This window comes from Bacillus cereus group sp. N8 (genome assembly GCF_016483685.1).
GTDB lineage: Bacteria > Bacillota > Bacilli > Bacillales > Bacillaceae_G > Bacillus_A > Bacillus_A proteolyticus.
In genome coordinates this window covers 42,076-64,547 of the sequence record NZ_JAEHBK010000014.1, presented here as the reverse complement: position 1 = coordinate 64,547, position 22,472 = coordinate 42,076, and the positions used below count along the sequence as shown (strand labels likewise).

Sequence of the window (22,472 nt, the reverse complement as noted above, 5' to 3'; positions counted from 1 at the left end):
ATTAGATGGAAAAGACAATTATTGTAGATGATAAGGAAGTTAGATTAAAAAGCACAGGAGCTACTCCAATTCGATTTAAAGCACAGTTTAGAAAAGATTATTTTGCTGAGCTTTTAAAATTAGCACCACTTGGGAAAATTGATATGGAAAATTTGGATCCAAGTAAGTTAGATAGTGTAGATTTCGAAGTATTTTATAATCTAGTTTGGACTATGGCGAAAACGGCTGATCCAAAAATACCAGAGCCGATGGTGTGGTTAGATTCATTTGATGAATTTCCAATCATTGAAATCTTAGAAGATATTCAAGATATGATAGCTTCCACAATTCAATCTAAAAAAAAGTTGTAGATAGTAATAATAATAGTCAACAAGGAGCGGATCAGGGTGATGTATTCACAACTGAGACGTTCCTTATTTTGTGTTATAAATGCAAGCTTACTAGAGCTGATTTAGAGGATATGACTATTGGTATGTGCTTAGATTACATTGATGAATATTTAGAAATGCAAAAACCTCAAAAAGAAAAAGTAAGAAAAGCAACTCAAGAAGACTTTAATTTCTTCTAAGGAAGAGAGGTGAGATTATGACAGGAAGAATTAAAGGAATTACGGTTGAGATTTCGGGGAATACCGTTGGTTTACAAAACGCCTTAAAGGATGTTAATAAACGTAGCAATGATTTAGCAAAAGAATTAAAAGATGTTGAACGATTACTGAAATTTAACCCAGGTAATGTGGAAGCATTAGCTCAAAAACAACAATTACTTACACAAGAAATTGAAAATACAACACAAAAGCTAGATAAGTTGAAGGCAGCAGAGCAGCAAGTACAAGCTCAATTTCAAAACGGTAAAATTTCTGAAGAACAGTATCGTGCGTTTAGGCGTGAAATTGAATTTACAGAAGGGTCGCTTAATGGTCTAAAGGGCAAACTTGCTGGATTAAAAGCCGAACAGGACAATGTAGCAAGTTCAACAAGACAATTAGAAACTTTATTTAGTGCTACAGGAAAAAGCGTTGATGATTTTGCAGGAGCGTTAGGAAATCGTTTAGTAAATGCAATTAGAAGTGGCACGGCTACCAGTAGACAGTTAGACCAAGCAATTGGTCTTATTGGTCGTGAAGCATTAGGGGCAGAAGCGGATATTGAGAAGTTACAACGTGCGCTTCGTTCTGTTGATGATGGTAATTCAATACAACAAGTTCGAAATGATTTGAGAGACCTTTCACGAGAAGCTGAAAGAGCCGGGAAAAGCTTCAAAGAGTTAGACATCGGTTTAGAGAATATGCTCGGGGGAGTGATGGCAGCTGGTGGAATATCAGGAGTGATCGAAAAAGCTCTTGATACTTCTAAATTAAAAACGAAAATTGATGTAACTTTTGAAGTCCCAGCATCATCTAAGAAATCAGTTGAACAAGCTGTTAGAGGTATAGAAGCCTATGGTGTTGATGTGGAAGAAGCACTTGAAGGAACGAGAAGACAATGGGCCTTAAATAAGAATGTAAGTGATCAATCAAACACGGCTATTGTTAAAGGTGCAGCAGCAATTTCTACAGCGTATGCTGGTATTGACTTTACTGAATTAATTCAAGAAGCGAATGAAGTTGGTAGCGAATTAGGAATAACTAACGATAGCGCTTTAGCTTTAACAAATTCCTTATTGAAAATGGGATTCCCACCTGAGCAATTAGATATTATTGCCGAATATGGGGGGCAACTAACGCGAGCAGGTTATACAGCTGAAGAAGTCCAAGCCATAATGGCGGCTGGGGTTGAAACTGGAACATGGAATTAGATTATAGTTCCCTTGTATGGCGACATACAATGAAAAACTCCTTTAATTCAGTGAAACTCTCAAATGAGACAATACTGAGCGAAGCCTTTTTATTAAGGAACGTGCAACGACTAGTCGAAAGACGTAGGGTGTAAGCAAATGACACTCGAAATGGGGAGCAACTCAAGTAGTTGAAGATATAGTCTAATCTATGCGGTGACGTATAGCAGTTCATAAGAGAACGGGCGTGACGTTGCGAATCACGTTGAATATAAATGATTGATAATCTCTTAGATGGTCTAAAAGAAGGACGTATCAAAGCGGCTGAATTTGGGCAAGGTGTCGATAAGTCTATGAAAGAAGCGCTTGAAGGTACGAAAATTTCAGCTAATCAGTTAGAAAAATGGGGACAATCTGTAGCAAAAGGCGGTAAAGAAGGCTCAGCCGCTATGACTGATATTGCTAAAGCGTTGAATGAAGTTGAAAATGAAACAAAACGAAATGAGATTGGCGTGAAGCTTTTCGGGACCATGTTCGAAGATCAAGGACAAAACATTATAGATACACTGTTGAACGCTCAAGGTAAAGTTATTGATTTAAATGTAAGCCAAGAAGAGTTAAATGAAATGATAAAGAAAATGGATGCAAGTCCAGCTATAAAGTTTCAAAAGGCAATGGGTGATTTGAAAATGGCCCTTGAACCACTTTTGGGCGTAGTAGCTAACATTATTGGAGCCTTTGCAAGTTGGATTTCTGCTCATCCAGCACTAGCAGCAGCATTAACAACAATTGTTGTCACACTGGGAATACTAATTGGAGCATGCATGGCTTTAGCTCCGGTATTTGTCACCTTATCCAGTATAGCTGGAATAGTAGGTGTAAGTATCGGGGCTATTGCTGGTCCAGTTGCATTAGTTGTAGGTGGATTTATTGCCGCCACCGCCGCAATTACCGGGTTAATCATTTGGATGCGACATTTATGGCAGACCAATGAAGGGTTTAAAAATAGTATTACTAGTGTGATAAGTGGTATACAGAGTTTTATAGATATACTCGTTTCATTAGGTAAATATCTATTCTGGACGGCAGCAGATGGCGATCACTTAAATGATTGGATTACCCATTTACCAAAAGGATTTCAAAATGCAGCTGAAATAATAGGATTAGCAGTTAGTAAAATACGTGAAGCGTGTATTCATCTTTTTGATGCTGTGAAAGCCGTTTTTTCGGGAGACTTTAGCCAGTTAGGTGAAATCTTTAAGATGATTGGTCCTTCTATAGCGGGTGCAATTATCGGCGGGCTTCCTGGCATTCTCGTATTTGTATCTCGTTATTTACCAGCAATAACAGAGTATCTGAACGCAAACTCAGGAATTATTATTGAAACGATCACTAATATTTTTAATAACATAGCTAATTTCGTGACAACAGCTTTACCACAATTCCTTGAAGCTGGATCACAAATGATTTCAAGCCTTGTGAATGGATTAGTGGTAGCAGCTCCAATCATACTTGAAGCGATAGTGGGGATTATCAATACAATTTCGCAGATGATTGCTACTTATCTTCCTATGATTGTACAAACTGGAATCCAAATTATTCAAACCTTAATTTCTGAGATTGTACAAGTCTTACCTACGCTTATAGAGACAGGGCTTCAATTGATTATGACTTTAATTAATGGAATTATGCAGATGGTTCCACAGTTGATCCCAATAGCCGTAACGATTATTCAAACAATTATTAATGGGATTATGTCATTTTTACCTCAGTTAATTGAAATTGGTATCAATTTACTAGTTTCGTTGATTACTGGAATCACACAAGCTCTGCCTATGATTGCATTGGCAATTATCACTGTTATAACTACTTTGATAAATGCTATTACTCAAAATCTTCCTATGATTATTGAAGCTGGTGTTAAAGTTTTAACTAGCTTAATAGATGGAATAATAAAAATGCTACCGCAGTTAATTGATTTAGCGATAAATCTTATAACAAAAGTAGCAGATACATTACTAGCGAATTTGCCAAAGATCATTGAAGCTGGTGTTCAATTAATTTGGGCATTAATAAAAGGTATCGTAAGTATGGTAGGACAATTAGGTTCTACAATTGTGACTGATATTGTACCAAAGATTGTTGATACATTAAGAAAAATTGATCTCTTCAAAATCGGTAAAAATATAATAAGTGGTTTAATTGATGGTCTTGGAAGTATGGCCGGAAAAGTGGTAGATAAAGTTAAATCTATTGGTAATAGTATTCTTGATGGTTTTACTGGATTCTTTGACATCCACAGTCCTTCACGATTGATGAGAGATAAAGTAGGGAAGTACATCGGAGCTGGTCTTGCTATCGGTATGGAAAACTCAATTGGGTTAATAAATCAAGCGTCTAATGCAGTGAGTGAAGCAGCAATACCAACAGTAAATGTGGGTAATATAGGTGTACAAGCTAATGGACTATATCAAGCTCAAGGAGTAGACGGTACATTCCCGATGCAGGGAAGTGGGTTAGCGATTGAAGTACCTGTCATTTTAGAAGGTAGAGAAGTGGCACGCGGTACTTATAGATATACAACCGAGTATCAAGATAGAGAAACAGCAAGAAACTCAGCCTTTTAGGTTTGGGTTTCTTTTAATTTATAAAGGAAAGAGGTGTTAACATGAGTTCTTTTACATTTAACAATCAACGTAAAGATTTTATTCAAATTGAAAAAGGATGGAAAAGACCTACATGGGCACCATTGAAAAGGAATTTTCTAAGTGTTCCAGGATATCCGGGGGCAAGGTTATTAAACACACAAACTGACATACGTGTTCTTTCGATTCCTGTTGGAATTATAGTTCCTGATGGTGGCGACTTAGAACTATTAAAAGAAGAAATAGCAGATTGGTTAATTACAGAACAACCTGTTGAGTTGGTCTTTGATGTAACTCCTGATAGGACATATATGGCTGTTATTGATGAAGAGTTTGATCCAGAGGAGTTTGTCACTTTAGGTAAAGGTACTTTGAAATTCGTTTGTCCAATGCCTTATAAGTTAGGGGAAGTACAGACTCACACATTCACTCAAAATTGGTCCACCGAGATTACTTCGTATTTCACGAATAAAGGAAGTGTAGAAGCTCCACCAATTATTGAAATTGAAGCCAAGAAACCAAGTACATTTTTAGATGTATGGTTTGGTAAATACCCTCTAGAGCGAAACTATTTCCGTATTGGTTACCCGTTAACTGTGGAGGAGACAACGGTGCAAGAACGTGAGCGTGTATTATGGGATGAAATGTCATCTGTGGTCGGTTGGACTCCTGTTACTGGACAAGTTGAGGAAATGAAAGGAACCGGTAGTTTTAAATCAAGAGGTGGTTATGCATTATATTGTGAAGATTATGGACAAGAGAAAGGATTCCATGGTGCTCTAGCTAAGAGGAGTATTCCAGGTGGACCATTACAAGATTTTGAAATGGAGACATGGGTTCGTTTGAGATCAAAAAGTATTGGAGAAATGGGTCGTGTGGAGGTATTGCTTTTAGATGAAGCAAGTAATATTGTCACACGATTTAACATGAATGATTTATATTGGGATGCCGAAATCACAAAATCATACATGCGTATTGGAAATGCAGGAACGCCTAACAGTATACGAAAATTAGTAGATACAAATGGGGCACATCCTAATACATTTAATCAATTTTACGGTAGGTTACGTGTTGCAAGACGAGGGAATGAATGGTCTGTTTATGTAGCTCGTTTTAGAGATGGAACAGAAATTGACGATGCAGCACTTGTTGAACGTTGGATTGATGAAACAGGAAACCCGATGACAGAACGGAAAGTTGCACAAGTTATGATTGCAATTTGTAAGTGGGATAATAACCAACCTGTCGATGTAATACAAATTGATGATTTAAAGATTTGGAAAATAAACAAAGTCCCTTCAAATACAAAGCCTTATATTTTTGAAACGGGAGATAAGGTGATTATCGATACAGAAAGAAGTCTTGTTACGATTAATGGGAAAGATGCTATTAATATTAAAGATATATTTAGTGAGTTTCCTAAAATCATACGTGGGGATAATCGTATTGATATTATGTCGCCAGATGTAAATGCAACAATCAGTTATAGGGAGCGATTTAGATGAGAACGCCAAGTGGTGAATTGCATGTTGTTTATTTTAAAACAGAACAAATTGTAGCATCCATTCAGCCTAAAGATTATTGGGATGATAAAAGACATTGGGAAATCAAAAATAACATTGATACATTAGAGTTTCGCGTATTTGATAATACAAGGTATTCATCCACACTTATGCAGCAAAACTTAGTATTAAAAGAAGTGCGTGATGGTCGTATCGTTCCTTATGTAATCACTGAAATTGAAAAAGAATCTGATGATAGATCAGTAATAGCTTATGCATCTGGTGAATGGGTTCAACTTGCTAAAGCTGGAATTATCCCTCCACAAAAACTAGAAGGTAAGACAGTCATTGAAATGGTGGATATCGCTCTGGCAGGTACGAAGTGGAAAAAAGGAAATTTGGAATATACTAGTTTCCGCTCTATGACTATTGATGAATTTATTGATCCGTTGTCTTTTCTTAAAAAGATAGCATCCTTATTTGAATTAGAAATACAATACCGTGCGGAAGTTGTAGGATCTCAAGTCGTTGGGCGTTATGTAGATATGGTAAAGAAGCGCGGTCGAGAAACAGGGAAAGAAGTAACTCTCGGCAAAGATTTGATGGGAATTAAACGTATTGAAAACTCTCAAAACATTTGTACAGCCTTAGTTGGTTTCGTCAAAAAAGAAGGTGACACCATCATCACAGTTGAGAGCATTAATAATGGTTTCCCCTATATTGTAGACAATGATGCATTTCAACGATGGAACGAGCGCGGTCAACATAAATTTGGCTTCTACACGCCAGAAACAGAAGAAGATATAACACCACAACGTTTAATGACTCTCATGAATACAGAGTTAAAGAAGCGTGTAAATACATCCGTTTCGTATGAAGTTGAAGCACAATCAATTGGTCGTGTGTTCGGCTTGGCTCACGAATTAATTAATGAGGGCGATACGATACGAATTAAAGATACTGGATTTACACTTAAGCTTTATTTAGAAGCAAGGGCAATTGCTGGTGATGAATCATATAAGAATCCATTACAAGATAAATATGTGTTTGGAGATTATCGTGAAATTGTTGATCCTAATGAAGAATTACGCAAGCTTTACAATAAAATTCTTGCATCTTTAGGAAATAAGGCAAACAAAGAACTGTTAGAACAACTAGAAAAATTAGCTGAAGAAGCAAAAAAACAATCCGAACAAGCTGTAGAGGAGTCGCAAACGGCTAAAGATATATCAGAGAAACTAAAAGAGAACATTGAAAATAACATGGTTGATATTATCGAGGCAAAAAATCCACCAACAACAGGTCTTAAAGCAAATAAAACATTATGGCGTGACATCAGTAACGGGAAACCTGGTATTTTGAAAATATGGACAGGAGTAGAATGGGAGTCGGTTGTTCCAGATGTAGAAGGAATAAAAAGAGATCTTGAGCTTACTAATGAGGCTGTAAGTTCAAAAATTTCAGGAAAACAGATGGAAGACTATATCGGAGGATTAGGCAGTACGAACATACTTGTCAATTCCGCTTTTGAAGATAGAGAAATTAATACGAGCACCGGCATAATAACTGACAGAACACCTAGTTTAAGTAAATGGGTTGCAACTACTTCTGTAGGTACATCCGTTACTCCTACAACAGATAAGCGACATGACGGTTATAATTCCGTCAAAATCCAGGCGAATGGTTTAGTGACAAACGTTTGGACGGGCGTAAGCCAAAAAACAGCTGTCACATCAGGGGCAGGGAAATTAGTGTTATCAGCATGGGTATTTACAGACAACAAAGATAATTTAGATCAAGATGGAGATTTAGAAATTAAGTTTCTGAATGGATCAACTATAGTTACAACTATTAATGTAAATCTAAAAGATAAATTGAACAATGGCGTATGGACCTTTATTTATGGCACTGCCGATGTTCCTTCGAGTGCTGTTACAAACGCTGATGTTCGTATAGGGATACGTAAAAACGGACTTATTTGGGTTTCTCAACCACAATTTCAACAAGGTGAGAAACCTTCTAGTTTTATGGAAAACCAAAAAGACTATACTAACTACGATCAACTTGTGGATGAAATCGCTAAGAAAGTCGCGACATCAGAATTTGATAGCAAAATAACAAGCGTTCAAACAACGATCAATCAACAATCTGATCGTATCGATCTTAAAGCAGAGAAAAAAGATATTTATAACAAGATTGAATCAGATGGGCGCTATGGTGATAAAGCCATTGTGGAAAGACATGAAAGTTCCATCTCATTATTAACAGACGAAATAAGCTTACGTGTTAAAGATGGCGATATAGCATCAGCGATTAACCAAACAGCACAAGCGGTACTGATCCAAGCAACTAAGATTTATTTAGACGGTTTCATTGAAGCAAAGCATCTTAAAGCACAAGAACTTGTAGGGGTTACAATCAAGACTGCTCCAAATGGAAACCAAAGATACGTTAAGTTAAATCAGCAAAACATTGAGCTATATGATAGAGACACTGCGAGAGCAGAATTTAGATTTTTTAATAGATCAGACGGTACAGCTATCAATCCTACTCTTACGCTAGGACGATCTGTAAGTGGTGGTATAGTAGGCGCTTTAAATATTACTCAGTGGACTCCTATAAACGCTCAAGGTGTAGATAACTACCAAAATGCACAAGCAACTATTGGGATGGTAGAGCAGTACAACCCTATTACCAATGAATTTACTTACGGATCTAGAATCAACTTCTTCCAAAATGGGCTGATGGCTATCAAGTCTACTAATAGTCATAACTATAGTAACAACAATGGTACATTTAATTTTAAAAATACTGGTAAAACTACCGGAAATCAAATGATGTTATCAGATAACAACATAGATGCTGACTTGCGTTTAGCTTTTATCCGTATTAGAGCATCTCATGCAACAGGATATCAGAGTTACTTACAGCTGGTACCTACTGGTGAAAATACCCCTACAGCAGGATTACAGCTTGGTAACTTGAGCTACACTAGCTTAACTAATCGCTCATCTCGTTCTATCAAATCAAACATTAGAGACTTAGAGATTGACTCGCTAGAGAAAATCATGAGTTTGAAAGTTCGACAGTACAATTTCAAGAGTGATGTGGAGAAGCTTTACCAAATGAGGAAGGAAGCAGTGGGAACTAGTCAGGTATTCACTACAAGGGATATTCCTTTGCAATACGGACTTGTCCTAGAAGATACTGATGAGACTTTTGTATCTGACTTGAAAGATGGAATTAACTTGTACACGCTTGTAACTCTTAATGTAGACGCTACTCAGAAGATTAAGCTTACACAAGATGATCATGAGGAAGAAATAAATAATCTCAAGTCCAAAGTGGCTAGTCAGGATGATGAAATTGCAGATCTAAAATTACAAGTAGCTGGTCCTTTTTATTTTGCAAAAAGGAGTGAAAAAATGGATCGTATCGATGTATTATTAAAAGCTTTTATAGCCACTTTCGGTGGTTTCTGTGGGTATTTCTTGGGAGGATGGGATGCGACATTGAAAATCTTAGTGACGATGGCAGTTATTGATTATTTAACTGGCATGATAGCAGCAGGATATAACGGGGAATTAAAAAGTAAAGTTGGTTTCAAAGGCATCGCCAAAAAGGTGGTGCTTTTTCTTTTGGTTGGTGCGGCCGCTCAATTAGATTCAGTGCTTGGAAGTAACAGTGCAATCCGTGAAGCAACAATTTTCTTCTTCATGGGTAATGAATTACTTTCACTTTTAGAAAACGCTGGGCGTATGGGGATCCCATTACCTTCAGCATTAACGAACGCAGTTGAAATTTTAGGCGGTAAACCAAAACAAGAAGAGAAAAAAGGAGAAGATGCATAATGGGTTATATTGTTGATATGTCTAAGTGGAATGGTAGTCCTGATTGGGATACAGCAGCAAAACATTTAGATTTCGTAATTGCCCGTGTACAGGATGGATCTAACTATGTCGATCCAGTATATAAATCTTATGTAGCTGCTATGAAGGCTCGCAATATTCCGTTTGGTAACTATGCGTTCTGTCGTTTCGTTTCAATTGCAGATGCAAAGAAGGAAGCGCAAGATTTCTGGAATCGCGGTGACAAGAGCGCTACGGTTTGGGTTGCGGATGTTGAAGTGAAAACAATGAACGATATGAGAGCAGGTACACAGGCTTACATCGATGAGTTATATCGATTAGGAGCTAAGAAAGTTGGTTTATATGTTGGCCATCATATGTATGCACCTTTTGGTATGGCGAATGTAAAATGTGATTTTGTATGGATACCACGTTATGGCGGTAATAAACCAGCCTATCCTTGTGATATTTGGCAATACACGGAAACAGGAAATGTACCTGGTATCGGGAAATGTGATTTGAATTATCTTGTAGGTAGCAAGTCTTTATCCTGGTTTACGAATCAATCAAAACCTTCTGAAAAGGTGCAAGAACAAGGTAAACAAGAGAAAGAGAAACCTGAAGGGATTGGCATTGCTACTTCAAAATACGCAGATGGTTATGGCGTAAATTTATATGAAAATCCAGCTGATCCACAATACACAGGTAATATAACGCGAAAAATCCCTTATCTCATTTTTCAAGGATATTGGGATGGCGGTGATAAGGATATGATTTGTTTAGGTAGCGAGAAGCAATGGGCAAAATTAGAGCATTTCGATGTACAGTGGTTCTGCGTTTACTCTAAATATCCTCCAGGATACGGAATTGCGGTGCATTCTGAGCCTGAGTGTATAAATCACATCGATAACATCGATGGAACGGTTCCGTACCGTGTTTGGGGTAAATATTTGGATGCTATTGATATCGGTGGAAACAGATGGATTAAAGCGGAACATGTAACAATTAAATAGTGTAAAAGCCGGCTCTTATTGAAGCGAGTCGGCTTTTTAGTGTTTTAATAAACAAGAAATTGAACAGACTTTCGAGCAGTACGAATTGCATAAAGTATTTTGTCATTAGTAAATCTAATTCTGGAATCAGTATGCCTGTCGATATATTCTAAAAAATTCTTGTCTTTTAAGATTACTGCTGGTTCTCTAGAATCGTTATAAAAATCTAAGTTTTATTCAACAATAGCGCCCTTTTATGGAATAACTGAGTAGCTTCTATTAGCTGAGTCCGTAGGGACTACAGGGATACCTAATCAAATAGAAACCTTAGTTATTAACCGTATTAAAAATAGTTTCATAAGATACTTTGTGACAAATAACTAAAAGGTGTGATTCAAATGATTAAGGAAGAAGTTCAAAAGCTGCTTAATAATTTAATTCAACTCGAAAATTTATCGTCTTCTATCTATTTAGCCATGTCTGCCGATGCGAATCGTAAAAACTATACTGGTATGGCACATTGGTTAAAGCTTCAGTCGGACGAAGAGCGAACACATATGTTAAAGCTTATTGATTACTTAGCAGGAAAAGATGGAATCGTACAAATACTTGCAATACCAGCACAACCTACAGATTTTGGTACACCACTAGAAACTTTTGAGAAGGCGTTAGAACATGAACTGTTTGTAACAAACGCATACCGGCGAGCTTATGATTATATTACTCAAGTAGATTCTCAAACCCTGATTATTATTCTAGATTTTTTAAGGGAACAAATTGAAGAGGAAAATCAAACCTTAACCATTGTAGAACGGTTAAAAATAGCAAAGGATAATCCAGCTGCTTTATTGTTATTAGATCAAGAGTTGGGGCAAAGGAAGAACGTTGGAGCAGTAGAATCAAACGGATAAAAAGCAAATATTTCTTTTGAACATTGGAAATGACTCAAACTTCATGTGTAAATATAGCATGCACATTGAACAGAAGAAGTCAAAATAAACGCTATTCTTCCTGTATATTTCTACAGAGAGAATAACGTTTTTTCGTTTTGGGGATATTTCAAAATCTTAGCTTGATGGGTATGGCTACCCCTTATAGACAAAATAAAAAAGAAAAGCTTGTGTTGTGATCAATCATCGTCGTCATTATCACAGTTGAAACACTGAGCGAACGAATCATCTGGACATTCTCCAGGGATCGGTTCACACGGGTTAAAGTTTTGATTATCGAGAACTTCGTATGGTCTCATCATATCATGGTCTTCGTGTTCAAGGATGTGGCAGTGCCACGGGTAGATTCCTATAAATGGCCCAAAACGCGCAATGATACGGGTGACCTCCCCAGGATTGGCACGAACGGTATCTTTCCAACCCATCTCGCTTGGATCGGGTGGTTGTGGCGGTCCAACTATAAGGTCAGGACCATTTGGATCACCAGTAAACGTAGCACGATTCAAAATTTGAAAAGTAACAAGGTGCAAGTGAATCGGGTGAGTGTCAGGTGTAGTATTGTAAAGCTCCCAAATCTCTATCGTCCCATTATATGGGGTTTCTGTAAGGGGTAATTGATGCCAATCTAGGTTATTTAATAAAAGTTTTAAACGCCCGAATTCATCAGTAGTTTCAACTAAGAGATTTTTTCGTACGGTTACAGCATCATTAGGATCCAAGTGTTCCAAGCAACTCAACTTTTTTGGGATTTTACTATTGTCAGGTTTGTGCAATTTTTGTTTGACACGAAATTCCATAATTTGTGTAAGGTTTGAAGAAGGTGGGTCACCGTTAGGGAATGGAGCTGGTGCGTCATTTGTTAAGATGATACTTTGGCCTCTATGGTTTGAAAAATCGATAATAACATCGACACGTTCAGCTGGTGCAAGGATGATTTCTGATACGATGATTGGTTTTTCCAAAAGTCCCCCTTCTGTGCCAATTTGGACAAAATCTTGGGCAGAACTCAACTTTATACGGTAAAAACGAGCATTGGATCCATTAAGGATGCGGAATCGGTATTTTCGTGGCTCGACTGCAAGATAAGGCCATACTTTTCCATTGACTAGGATGGTGTTTCCAAAAAATTCTGGTACAACTGATGGATTTGGTAATGTTGGATCTATTGGTGGAGGTGGTTGTGGTGCTGGAGGTGGCTCATGTCCTGGTTGGGTTGGATAGAATAATTCACCATTAGGATAAAACGAACGATCTTGTATGACTAGCGGAATTTCAAATTTTCCATTTGGTAGGTTCAATTTTTCCTCTTCTTTATCTCGGAGGAGATAAAAACCTGCAAGTCCTGCATAAACGTTCAAACGAGTGATTCCAAGGGCATGGTCATGATACCATAGAGTCGCAGGCCGTTGACAGTTTGGATAATAATAAACTTCATGTACGAATTTTGGACCAACATTTTCAAAATTTCGTGTAAACCAAGCTTCTGGATATCCGTCATTTTCTGGTCTAACCCGACCTTCATGCAAATGTACAACTGTCCTAACAGAAGGTTTGTCTGGTTCTGCTCCATGAATAGTTCGATCTACGGGTAGCAGATGTTCAAAAGGTAATTTATTTTTCCATTTGACTAAAATAGGGTGATTTCTTTGTACTTCGAATGTAGGACCAGGATACATACCGTTGTAACCCCAAACAGTAGTTGGTGGCAAATCGCGATGTAACTTCTGTTTGACTTCCTTCATAGTTACCTCATAGAATGGGATGTTATCATGCTTATCTTTTGCTTTTAAGACCGATGGAATAGGTAATGCATCTACAAACTTTTCTAAAGACATTTATCTGCCTCCTTTTTAAATAATCAGAATATCTCTTGATTCTATTTTTTTATACTTAATCATTTTATGTGAATAGAGACTTGAACAGAACTCACATTAGGAAAATGTAATGAATCGTTATTTATATAAAAATCTATAATGAAAAAAGTGAACTTAATTCTCATAAATAAATATAGTAAGAAACAAAATTGATGAAAAGAACAAGCATGTAATCCCCATTAACAAAGAAAAGAATCGACCTATTTTACTTTTGCTAGAAGAATTCTGACGAGTCACTTCAATAATAAAATTGTTGCCATCAGCTGTTGTTCGAGTTTCCATTTTTTATCTCCTTTAGTTTTTTAACACAAGTATATCAGAGTGTAGTTATGTTTAATGTGAAAATTCAGAAAAATAAATAAATGAAATAAGCAAGCTAACCCTTTTATAGAATCAGCTTGCTTGGTAATTATGAATTCATCATATGAATGAGTTTATCGCCATCGATTAACTCAATGTTTTTATTCGCAGCGTATAGTCTTGCGTTTTTATTGAAATGACTCAATGTAACGAAATACCCTCCAATAGCATCAGCATCCACAATGGCACTATGAAGCTTCTGGATAAACGGCCTACCAATGGAGCTTTTTGTAAAGCGTTTCACCTCAACGAATTTCATTTCTTTTCCTTTACGAAGAATAATATCTTTACCGCCATCATTAGAACCAGAAGTTACTTGGACTTTATAGCCAAGTGAACGAAAGAAGTCGGCCATAAAATATTCGAATTCTCTAGGGTTCATTACTTCTAAATTATTACGAGTCGCAGCTTTCATAATTTGATTTGAACGAATTTCTTCAGGTGTAACATTAGGGGTACTAATTATCGTACCGATGAAAAAAACAATCAAAAGCAATGCTATTGCCCAAATCATGTAATTCACCTCATTATGAGTATGCCCTAATGGTGATTATTCTACTTCTTCTTCAATCCATATTTCTTCTAATTTCATTTCCAGTGTACGAGCAATACGATAAGCGACAGGGAGTGTCGGAAGTCCACCTTTCACTAAATTTGTCATTGTTGATGTTGCAATCCCAGCTTTTTTAGCAATAAAACTGTATTTAATTCCACGTTCATCCAAGATTTCTTTCAAACGACTTTCCATATCCTCACCCTTTTTTTAGTTGTCCTACGAATTTTTTCTCGAAGGACAGGCAAAATCCTTCTTTCTAGGTCATATACCTTTATCAAGACCACGAGGAATACCAAGTGGAATCAAGGACATCAAGAAGGGAGAGGGCGCGCATGCGTTGGCAATATTCACATTTAAACGAAACACCTTACCTGTATCCATCAAAGGAATTGAGAAATATGTATAAAGGTTCTAGTGGTAAAAAAGAAACAAATGCGATCGTGGATCACATGGAAAGACATGAGGTTTTTAATAACCGCGAATATAAAGGATATTACCGTTTATCAAACGATATTATGGATGATCTATATGAAGATGAGGACGAAGTGTTGGAGTGGGGAGATGTTATAAACGAGTATCTACCTGTAATGACTCCAAAGGGATTACAACTCATTCGAAAAGAGGGATTCAAATGACAATCCTAGGAGAAGCAGTAGTGGTATGGACGGCAACTGGCTTGTCAGTTATTACGATGAAAGTCGCAGAGAAAATGGGGGAGAGTGTTCCACATTGGCTTCCACGTATGACCATGTACACAACGCTTACAGGCTCGTTCTTGTATCTTCTACGTTATGTTCTTTTCGCGTTTCTATAAGGGAATACCAACATGGAATTGTAGGACATTTACATGTCAGTGAGAAAAAGCATGTATCGCTATGTTCCGAAAATAAGGGATATATACCCATATAAAGGGTATATGGGGAGTGGAAAAAATGATTGAATTATTACTTGTTCCAGCTGCAAGTTTAACAGTGGCATTATTCGGTGAAAAGTTCAAAAGTAAAAATGATGATAAGCGAAAGATACAAGTATTCTTTGAGGTATCTGGAATCGCGATAAAAAGAGAAGATAAGCTGCACTATCCGAAATTTCAAAAGCAAATCGATGATGATCGTAGTACGACTTACGTGTACACTTTACCAGTCGGAATGCCGAGTAAAATTATTCAAAAAGTCAAGGATGTTGTGAGTGAGGGATTAAGTAAGCCGGTACGGATCATGTACGATAATTATAAATTGAACATCCGTGTGTTCAGAAGAGAAATTCCAAAGAATTGGTCATGGTCTATGAACTTAGTAACGAAAGGGAAATGGCTTGTTCCAGTTGGCCAAAGTTTAGAACGAATTATCTATCATGATTTCGATGAAACGCCGCATATGGCTGTTGGTGGATTAATTCGTATGGGGAAAACCGTGTTCCTTAAAAATCTGTTCGCTTCTTTATCGTTAGCGAATCCAAATCATGCTCATTTTTATTTGATTGATTTAAAAGAAGAAGGCCTTGAATTTAGTGAATATAAAAAACTGAAACAAGTCGAACAAATCGCAGAAACATCAGAGCAAGCGCACGGCATGTTGTTAAAGGTGATGGAGAAAATGCATGAACGAGGAAAATACATGAAAGAACGCGGTATTAAAAATATCGTTCATACAAAAGAGAGAGACCGGTACTTTATTGTAGTGGATGAAGGAGCAGTACTAGCCCCAGCAAAAGGATTACCGAGAGCTCATAATAAAATGCTTGAGGAGTGTCAATACATGCTAAGTCATATCGCGCGTGTTGGAGGGGCACTTGGATTCCGTATTGTCTTCTGTACGCAATATCCAACTGGTGATACATTGCCAAGGGTTATAAAGCAAATGGCGAATGCAAAACTCGGCTTTCGTTTGCCGACTCGTACCGCTTCCGAAGTAGTTATTGATCAGTCCGGATTAGAACAACTACCATCTATTCCAGGAAGAGCTATATATATGAAGGAAAACTTCACAGAACTGCAAGTGCCGTATATTGATGACAAGGTCATGTGGGAACATCTAAAAGAATACGAGGTGGAAAAACATGAACATCCAGAGTCACATGAAAATCAACCGTCAGATGGCGATACTTGCGACGATTAGAAAGCTACAGTTTGCAACAAGAAGACATGTAATGAGTGTACATGATATGGGTGGTATCCGAAATGCAAATCGCATTATGGGAGATTTAAACCCATACGTGAGCAAGACGATGCAAGGAAAGGAATATGTGTATTATCTCAATAAAGAAGGGCACGCCATGTTTGGTGATGACGGGAGGGTTGTATCAAGAGGGAAATTAGCTCATGCATTATTACGTAATGAAGCATGGCTGCATTTATTTTGCCCGGGCGATTGGCAGATAGAAACGGATATACGTTATAAAAAAAACGGTGAGAAAAAAAGAATCATTCCTGATGTAAAGTTTCGTGATGAAGAAGGGATACTTCATGCAGTCGAGGTAGATCGTTCACAGAAAATGAAAGTGAATGAAGAGAAGTTAAAAAAGTATGAAGAGCTTACGCAGATTTATAAACAGAAGCATAATGGAAAAATGCCGGTGATGCATTTCTTTACGGTAACGAAATACAGAGAAAAGAAATTTGAAGAGTTAGCAGTAAAATATGATATATATGTGAAGGTCTATGTGATTCCGAGTATATAAGAGTGTAACAAAAAATAACAGCCTTTACATAGAATTGTTATTTTTACATTCCAAATAAGGCTGTTTATTTCTTTAATTTAGAGATTTTTACATATTACGTGTAATAATTGCATTTTGATAATCGTTATCTAAGCTGAGCACGCTTCCATTTGGTCGATATTCTATGTGAAAGGTATTATGTTATTACTTATACTCAGGCTCTTCTTGTTCAATTAGCTGAAGACGAGGATTTAAAGATTCAATAATTTCTTGAGTTTGTTGTGCTGCACATTTATATAATTGTTTTGCTTGCTGGTTATCAGTATCAAGAACAAATCCTTCTAGGCATGCTTGAGCACCCTTTAATCCAGCGATAGTTTGTTTAAGTTTAGTGCTTACTGTCATGTAGTTTTTCCTCCTTGTAAATGCACTTCAAAATATAGAATGCCTATTTTGTAATCATAGTACGATTTCCAATTTTAGGGTTATTAGAAATGATAACCCTAAATTAGAGGTATGTGAATAAGAAATTTTACAGTTAATTATTTGAAGGAGGATTTTTTTAGCCAATAGATACATGGAATACCGTTAAGCGGTGTTATATTAACCTGAATAGAAAATTCATAAGAAAAATCTACCATGTAAGAACGTAATTGACTTACATATTCTAGGGCAAAGATTGGCTTCATGGATGGATATGGAATAGTTTTGTCCCGATAACAAAAACTAACAGAAAAAGAACGATAATATATAAAGGAGATTAAATATGCTGAAAAAGATGGGGAAAATTCTCCGAGCACTCCTCTTTGTATTTATTGGCGGATGTTTTGTTTTACTTGTTTGGGGTAAAATCGACAGAACAATAGCTGAAAAAAGTGGGAGATTTGACCAGCAGCCTAGCCAATACCCTATTCGTCAGAGTGATATTACTATGTATACAGACGGGAAACAGTTAAACAATCAATTATTCTCAGATATAAAGAAAGCAAAACATTACGTACATATTAACTTTTTCTCTATTGCTGATGATAAAGTAAGTCACCAGTTTCTAGAGTTATTGAGGCAAAAAAGTCAGGAAGGTGTAGAAGTATACTATGCAGTGGACAGGCTAGGTGGAGTTTTACTAAAGAAGAAGGAAAGAGAATTATTAGTTAAAAGAGGAGTGCATTTTACGTATTATAATAAGCCAGCTTTCCCTTATCTTGTTTCTTCTTTTGATCATCGGAATCATCGTCGTATTTCAGTTATTGATGGGAAAATTGGGTACATTGGTGGATTTAACATTGGAAAGAAATATTTAGGAGAAAAAGAAAAACTTGGTTACTGGAGAGATTATCACCTTCAAATACGAGGAGAAGGCGTTCAAGATCTAGAACACCAATTTGTGTTAGACTGGAAGAAAAACTCAGAGGAACCGATTCCGATACACAGTGCGATAAAGGAAAAGGGAGCAACCTCGCATCGATTTACTGCATATTATAGTGGAGAAAAGCTTGGGCAAGATTATGCAATGCTGTTTCAACAAGCAAAAGAATCCATCATTATATTAACACCTTATTTTATACCCAAAGATAGAACTATTTGGAACGCATTAGTAGATGCAAGAAAGAGGGGAGTCCGTGTCAAAATTCTGTTCTCACCTCATTCGGATGCACTGTTAGTTAAAGAAGCATCATATCCATATATTCGAAAAGCATTAAAACAAGGGGTGGAAGTATATGGTTATAAAAATGGAGTGTTACACGGTAAAGTATTTTTGATTGATGAAAAAGTATTGATGGTTGGGACCGTGAATTTTGATTCGCTCTCGTTTCATTTAAATGAAGAAATGAACTGTTATATTCATGACCCTGTCTATATTTCGAAAATAAAACCAGTGATTAATGCAGACTTACAAAATTCAAAACGAGTAACATCCTCTGACGTCAATCAATTATCTATAAAAGAAAAAATGAAAGAAAAGGTTGCAAAAATGTTTGAGTATTATTTGTAAAAACAAAGGATTTTTATATTAAGGAGTAGTAAACTGCATTTTATTAGAATAAATTAAATTACTGACATTAATAAAGAAAGCTATGGAGAGGGAACATTGTTTTCTTCTCTTTTTTATTTAGATTATGTTAAAGGAGAATGTTGGTAATCATTTTTTTAAGAATATTTCAAATGTTAGTTTTGATATAAGGTGCATAATAGTAAAGGGAACACATACTATATAACAGCAAATAAAGTCTATGTGTATGTGAAGTAAGGAAAAGAAGTGAATTTATAAGATTAAGTTACTTGTCCAGCCATGGTGTACTTAACCGAAATACAGTGAGGAAAAAAATAAAATGAGAAAAATTAATGTTTTACCTAATAATCTATTGAATAAATATAAAGGTATAAAGAGTGGCCTAGCGTAATGTTTTTGTGATTTTTTGTGAAAGGTCTTTCCTTGTGCATTTAAATAAGGGATTATTGCTGCAAGAGATATATGTGTCAATTTAAAAAAATCTGTATGGATATCTTCTTGATAGGTTGGTTATATTAACGGTTGTGGAGGTGACAAATAATGGATAAAAATCAACAAGGTCATAATAAAACAATTTCTGGTGCTAGTATTCAAAGTGCAAAACAACAAAATGCTGGCTATGGTACAGAGTTTGCAACTGAAACAAATGTAAACCAAGTAAAACAACAAAATGCCCAATCAGCAGCGAAAAAATCACAAGCTGCTAGTGCTGGTGTTCAAAATGCAAATGCTGACTATGGTACAGAGTTTGCAACTGAAACAAATGTAAATCAAGTAAAACAACAAAATGCTCAATCAGCAGCGAAAAAATCACAAGCTGTTGGTAAAAATCAGGGCACTGATCAATAACAAAGAAAAATACTCCTCGATTCAAGAGGAGTATTTTTTATGCTGTTTTAATGGGAGTGCCGCTAAATAAAAATAAATAGAAGAAAAAGACTATTCCGGATGTGAGATATCGAGATGAGGAAGGAGTACTTCATCCCATTGGGGTAGAGCGTTCTCAAAAAATGAAAGTAACTGAAGAGAAATTAAAAAAGTACAAAGAGTTCACGCAAATTTATAAACAGAAATACAACGGAAAAATGCCAGTCATTTATTACTTTACGATTACAAAATACAGAGAAAAGAAACTGGAAGAACTAGCAGCAAAGTACGATGTGTTTGTGAATGCGTATATAATAGAAGAAATATAAAAAAGTGCTAACAAGTTTGCAAACGAACTTGCTAACACCTATACGAAATAGACATAAAATATCGCTGATATGTCATTTATAAAAACTAGCTTATCCCAGTAGATAGCAATAAATAAAAACAGTTATAACTACACATAGTATACAAGGAATATTAATTTTAGGAGGTGCTTTAATTGAAGTATAAAAAAATGCTTTCTATATGTATGACAAGCATATTTACAGTAGGACTGCTATTTGGGTGTAATACAGCTCAAAAGGATGAACAGGAACCAGACCCAACGGAGGAACCTTCTGAGCAAAGACAACAGGATAAGAATAAACAGAAAGATCCTTCTGAAGAACGAAAGGAAAAAGAAAATAAAAAATAAGGAAAAGTAAAATGTACCTTCAATTATTAGAATAAGTCCAATAGTTGGAGGTATGTTTCATTTCTAAGTATAAGAAAAATAGAGTTTTTTGTTGAGGAGGGCAGTAACTTAATTTTTATTAAGATTAATGTTATATACAGAATTAAAAGCTATAAAGATGTTTAGAATATCTTAGATGCTATGTATTTGTTATCTTTATTTTTTAGTTTTTGCTAGTAGATTGTTGTTTTCTTTTATATATCAGTACGAATCTTAGCAGCCAATAAATGTGAAATGACAATGTTATTTCGCATCTAGATGTAAAGTTTCGTGATGAAGAAAATATACTTCATGCAGTTGAGGTAGATCGTTCGCAGAAAATGAAAGTGAATGAAGAGAAGTTAAAAAAGTATGAAGAGCTCACGCAAATTTATAAACAGAAGGATAATGGAAAAATGCCAGTCATTCATTTTTTTACGGTAACAAAATACAGGGAAAAGAAACTGGAAGAGTTAGCAGCTAAGTATGATGTGTTTGTGAAGGTGTATGCAATAGTAGAAATTTAATCACGGGTAAATATATGGTGAAATATATGAATTAAACATTTTGACTTACAATAATAACTAATTATAGGTATTAATTTCAAGAAATGAATAAATCGCCTTTTTAAAGGCGATTTATATTTGTTTCATTCTCTTGATAAATAAGTACTTGTTTACTAAAAAAATGTTCTACATTAACGTGTTTCTGGATCTTTGTCTTTTTTTCTAAGACCAAATAATCCTAATAGTCCTAATAAACCAAGCCAAGTCCAATTATTATTTTTATCACGATTATCATTTAGGTCATTTGTCGTATTTACATTTCGAGTTCTCACATCATTATTAACTCTATTCATGTTATTGTCATTAACTCGAGTTGAAATATCAGTATTATTAACTCTATTCATATTATTTCCATCGTATTCAGCATGGGCATTTGTACCTAAAAACATAATAGCTAATACTAAAACGCTTAAAATAGATGATAATTTCTTCTTCATAGTTTTCCCCTCCTTTCTTATGTATTAATTTCTCCAGTTATTTTGTACATTATTCGTTTAACAGTTTCTAAACCTTAAGGCTAAAATTATGAGAAATATCTTTAATCTCCAGTATTAAAAGTACAGGTAAATACAACGAAGCGGTTAACAAAAGTTAACCGCTTACTCCATGTTATGCTTGATCAGATTGAAGAACATGTAAAGGAGGAGGAATAATCCAACCTTTTTTCTTATTTAATCGTAGTAAAGTAGCACCTGCTTGTGCTTTTTTCATATGGAATTGTCCAAACATCATTCCTACATCTTCTCGAAGAGATTGTCCCATAGCTTGACTACATGCTACTAATCCAGCAGCAAGATCCATAGAAACTTTAGCTGCAATTTCTGCGTCATTAATACGAGCACCAGGAGGAATTGTTTCAATAGATGCAACTGGGCGTTCTGGAGGTGCTGGTGGTAATGCCACCCCGTTTAATTTCAACAGGTTTTTTAATTCTTCAACTTCTGATTGGATATCATTTTCTATAAGGTTTTCTAAAAATTTTTTTAAGTCCTCGTCTCCGGTATGATTAACGAGAACTTGGTAACCAGCAATTGCACCTTGCGCCCCTGCAAGATAACTCCAAAGCGCAAAAACTTCTCCGTAATGCATTGGTTCATTTTGGGGATTGCCACTTAATACTCCCATTTTAATATGCCTCCTTAAAATGAATAA

At 36.0% G+C, this 22,472-nt stretch carries 18 protein-coding genes and 4 pseudogenes; 16 read left to right on the top strand and 6 right to left on the bottom strand.

All coding sequences use genetic code 11. From position 1 onward, the window contains the following. Positions 1-5 precede the first annotated feature (5 nt). From JDS80_RS19590 to JDS80_RS19560, 7 genes and pseudogenes are all read left to right on the top strand, one after another. On the top strand, positions 6-350 hold the full coding sequence (locus JDS80_RS19590) for a hypothetical protein (protein WP_025148469.1): 345 nt from the start codon (positions 6-8) through the stop codon (positions 348-350). A gap of 235 nt (positions 351-585) precedes the next feature. Continuing rightward, positions 586-1,794 (top strand): annotated as a pseudogene (locus JDS80_RS19585) (hypothetical protein); the annotation flags it as partial. Between the two features lie 512 nt (positions 1,795-2,306). Then, positions 2,307-4,403: a phage tail tape measure protein gene (locus tag JDS80_RS19580; RefSeq protein ID WP_242477397.1), complete on the top strand. Its 2,097-nt coding sequence runs from the start codon at positions 2,307-2,309 to the stop codon at positions 4,401-4,403. Positions 4,404-4,444: 41 nt separating this feature from the next. Beyond that, complete coding sequence (locus JDS80_RS19575) at positions 4,445-5,926, top strand: distal tail protein Dit (RefSeq protein ID WP_199639764.1); 1,482 nt, start codon at positions 4,445-4,447, stop codon at positions 5,924-5,926. Next, positions 5,923-9,774 (top strand): phage tail spike protein, encoded by a 3,852-nt coding sequence (locus tag JDS80_RS19570; protein ID WP_199639763.1) that lies wholly within the window; start codon positions 5,923-5,925, stop codon positions 9,772-9,774. The genes JDS80_RS19575 and JDS80_RS19570 overlap by 4 nt, the downstream gene beginning before the upstream one ends. Beyond that, positions 9,774-10,784: a glycoside hydrolase family 25 protein gene (locus tag JDS80_RS19565; RefSeq protein ID WP_199639762.1), complete on the top strand. Its 1,011-nt coding sequence runs from the start codon at positions 9,774-9,776 to the stop codon at positions 10,782-10,784. Before JDS80_RS19570 ends, JDS80_RS19565 begins: the two co-directional genes overlap by 1 nt. Before the next feature lie 377 nt (positions 10,785-11,161). Beyond that, positions 11,162-11,674 (top strand): ferritin, encoded by a 513-nt coding sequence (locus tag JDS80_RS19560; protein WP_199639761.1) that lies wholly within the window; start codon positions 11,162-11,164, stop codon positions 11,672-11,674. 218 nt (positions 11,675-11,892) lie between these two features. Here the strand turns inward: JDS80_RS19560 and JDS80_RS19555 are convergent, their stop codons facing one another. The 3 genes from JDS80_RS19555 to JDS80_RS19545 all read right to left on the bottom strand — a co-directional run bounded on the left by JDS80_RS19555 (position 11,893) and on the right by JDS80_RS19545 (position 14,695). Then, positions 11,893-13,548: a multicopper oxidase family protein gene (locus JDS80_RS19555; protein ID WP_199639760.1), complete on the bottom strand. Its 1,656-nt coding sequence runs from the start codon at positions 13,546-13,548 to the stop codon at positions 11,893-11,895. A gap of 448 nt (positions 13,549-13,996) precedes the next feature. Beyond that, positions 13,997-14,461, bottom strand: a complete 465-nt coding sequence (locus JDS80_RS19550; RefSeq protein WP_199639758.1) for a restriction endonuclease — start codon at positions 14,459-14,461, stop codon at positions 13,997-13,999. 36 nt (positions 14,462-14,497) lie between these two features. After that, positions 14,498-14,695 (bottom strand): helix-turn-helix domain-containing protein, encoded by a 198-nt coding sequence (locus JDS80_RS19545; RefSeq protein ID WP_088058710.1) that lies wholly within the window; start codon positions 14,693-14,695, stop codon positions 14,498-14,500. A gap of 140 nt (positions 14,696-14,835) precedes the next feature. Between JDS80_RS19545 and JDS80_RS19540 the strand changes: the two genes are divergently transcribed. From JDS80_RS19540 to JDS80_RS19525, 4 genes are all read left to right on the top strand, one after another. Further along, positions 14,836-15,138, top strand: coding sequence for a hypothetical protein (locus JDS80_RS19540; RefSeq protein ID WP_088058714.1), 303 nt, complete (start codon positions 14,836-14,838; stop codon positions 15,136-15,138). Further along, positions 15,135-15,317 (top strand): hypothetical protein, encoded by a 183-nt coding sequence (locus tag JDS80_RS19535; RefSeq protein ID WP_088058716.1) that lies wholly within the window; start codon positions 15,135-15,137, stop codon positions 15,315-15,317. The genes JDS80_RS19540 and JDS80_RS19535 overlap by 4 nt, the downstream gene beginning before the upstream one ends. 118 nt (positions 15,318-15,435) lie before the next feature. Next, positions 15,436-16,620 carry an FtsK/SpoIIIE domain-containing protein gene (locus JDS80_RS19530; RefSeq protein WP_199639756.1) on the top strand — a complete coding sequence of 395 codons (1,185 nt, stop codon included), beginning with the start codon at positions 15,436-15,438 and terminating at the stop codon, positions 16,618-16,620. Further along, positions 16,562-17,182 carry a replication-relaxation family protein gene (locus tag JDS80_RS19525; protein ID WP_199639754.1) on the top strand — a complete coding sequence of 207 codons (621 nt, stop codon included), beginning with the start codon at positions 16,562-16,564 and terminating at the stop codon, positions 17,180-17,182. The genes JDS80_RS19530 and JDS80_RS19525 overlap by 59 nt, the downstream gene beginning before the upstream one ends. A 183-nt stretch (positions 17,183-17,365) precedes the next feature. Here the strand turns inward: JDS80_RS19525 and JDS80_RS19520 are convergent, their stop codons facing one another. Then, positions 17,366-17,566, bottom strand: coding sequence for a DUF1657 domain-containing protein (locus JDS80_RS19520; protein ID WP_088058722.1), 201 nt, complete (start codon positions 17,564-17,566; stop codon positions 17,366-17,368). Positions 17,567-17,927: 361 nt separating this feature from the next. Between JDS80_RS19520 and JDS80_RS19515 the strand changes: the two genes are divergently transcribed. From JDS80_RS19515 to JDS80_RS19495, 5 genes and pseudogenes are all read left to right on the top strand, one after another. Further along, on the top strand, positions 17,928-19,154 hold the full coding sequence (locus tag JDS80_RS19515; RefSeq protein ID WP_199639752.1) for a phospholipase D-like domain-containing protein: 1,227 nt from the start codon (positions 17,928-17,930) through the stop codon (positions 19,152-19,154). A gap of 558 nt (positions 19,155-19,712) precedes the next feature. Beyond that, positions 19,713-20,021 carry a gamma-type small acid-soluble spore protein gene (locus JDS80_RS19510; protein WP_088058725.1) on the top strand — a complete coding sequence of 103 codons (309 nt, stop codon included), beginning with the start codon at positions 19,713-19,715 and terminating at the stop codon, positions 20,019-20,021. A gap of 80 nt (positions 20,022-20,101) precedes the next feature. Beyond that, a pseudogene (locus JDS80_RS19505) lies at positions 20,102-20,368 on the top strand (replication-relaxation family protein); the annotation flags it as partial. Positions 20,369-20,541: 173 nt separating this feature from the next. Continuing rightward, positions 20,542-20,733, top strand: a pseudogene (locus JDS80_RS19500) (hypothetical protein); the annotation flags it as partial. A 299-nt stretch (positions 20,734-21,032) separates the two neighbouring features. After that, positions 21,033-21,281 (top strand): annotated as a pseudogene (locus JDS80_RS19495) (replication-relaxation family protein); the annotation flags it as partial. A gap of 170 nt (positions 21,282-21,451) precedes the next feature. On the opposite strand, the gene JDS80_RS19490 reads toward JDS80_RS19495, so the two are convergent. Both JDS80_RS19490 and JDS80_RS19485 read right to left on the bottom strand, forming a co-directional pair. Then, a complete protein-coding gene (locus JDS80_RS19490; RefSeq protein ID WP_088058729.1) occupies positions 21,452-21,757 on the bottom strand; it encodes a WGxxGxxG family protein in 306 nt (101 codons plus the stop codon). Positions 21,758-21,929: 172 nt separating this feature from the next. Next, a complete protein-coding gene (locus JDS80_RS19485) occupies positions 21,930-22,445 on the bottom strand; it encodes a DUF3231 family protein (protein WP_002119162.1) in 516 nt (171 codons plus the stop codon). Between the last annotated feature and the right edge of the window lie 27 nt (positions 22,446-22,472).

Excerpts from the sequence above, each read along its gene's own strand:
- JDS80_RS19590 (WP_025148469.1), top strand. The coding sequence starts at position 6 with ATGGAAAAGACAATTATTGTAGATGATAAGGAAGTTAGATTAAAAAGC.
- JDS80_RS19580 (WP_242477397.1), top strand. The coding sequence starts at position 2,307 with ATGTTCGAAGATCAAGGACAAAACATTATAGATACACTGTTGAACGCT.
- JDS80_RS19575 (WP_199639764.1), top strand. The coding sequence starts at position 4,445 with ATGAGTTCTTTTACATTTAACAATCAACGTAAAGATTTTATTCAAATT.
- JDS80_RS19570 (WP_199639763.1), top strand. The coding sequence starts at position 5,923 with ATGAGAACGCCAAGTGGTGAATTGCATGTTGTTTATTTTAAAACAGAA.
- JDS80_RS19565 (WP_199639762.1), top strand. The coding sequence starts at position 9,774 with ATGGGTTATATTGTTGATATGTCTAAGTGGAATGGTAGTCCTGATTGG.
- JDS80_RS19560 (WP_199639761.1), top strand. The coding sequence starts at position 11,162 with ATGATTAAGGAAGAAGTTCAAAAGCTGCTTAATAATTTAATTCAACTC.
- JDS80_RS19555 (WP_199639760.1), bottom strand. The coding sequence starts at position 13,548 with ATGTCTTTAGAAAAGTTTGTAGATGCATTACCTATTCCATCGGTCTTA.
- JDS80_RS19550 (WP_199639758.1), bottom strand. The coding sequence starts at position 14,461 with ATGATTTGGGCAATAGCATTGCTTTTGATTGTTTTTTTCATCGGTACG.
- JDS80_RS19545 (WP_088058710.1), bottom strand. The coding sequence starts at position 14,695 with ATGGAAAGTCGTTTGAAAGAAATCTTGGATGAACGTGGAATTAAATAC.
- JDS80_RS19540 (WP_088058714.1), top strand. The coding sequence starts at position 14,836 with ATGCGTTGGCAATATTCACATTTAAACGAAACACCTTACCTGTATCCA.
- JDS80_RS19535 (WP_088058716.1), top strand. The coding sequence starts at position 15,135 with ATGACAATCCTAGGAGAAGCAGTAGTGGTATGGACGGCAACTGGCTTG.
- JDS80_RS19530 (WP_199639756.1), top strand. The coding sequence starts at position 15,436 with ATGATTGAATTATTACTTGTTCCAGCTGCAAGTTTAACAGTGGCATTA.
- JDS80_RS19525 (WP_199639754.1), top strand. The coding sequence starts at position 16,562 with ATGAACATCCAGAGTCACATGAAAATCAACCGTCAGATGGCGATACTT.
- JDS80_RS19520 (WP_088058722.1), bottom strand. The coding sequence starts at position 17,566 with ATGACAGTAAGCACTAAACTTAAACAAACTATCGCTGGATTAAAGGGT.
- JDS80_RS19515 (WP_199639752.1), top strand. The coding sequence starts at position 17,928 with ATGCTGAAAAAGATGGGGAAAATTCTCCGAGCACTCCTCTTTGTATTT.
- JDS80_RS19510 (WP_088058725.1), top strand. The coding sequence starts at position 19,713 with ATGGATAAAAATCAACAAGGTCATAATAAAACAATTTCTGGTGCTAGT.
- JDS80_RS19490 (WP_088058729.1), bottom strand. The coding sequence starts at position 21,757 with ATGAAGAAGAAATTATCATCTATTTTAAGCGTTTTAGTATTAGCTATT.
- JDS80_RS19485 (WP_002119162.1), bottom strand. The coding sequence starts at position 22,445 with ATGGGAGTATTAAGTGGCAATCCCCAAAATGAACCAATGCATTACGGA.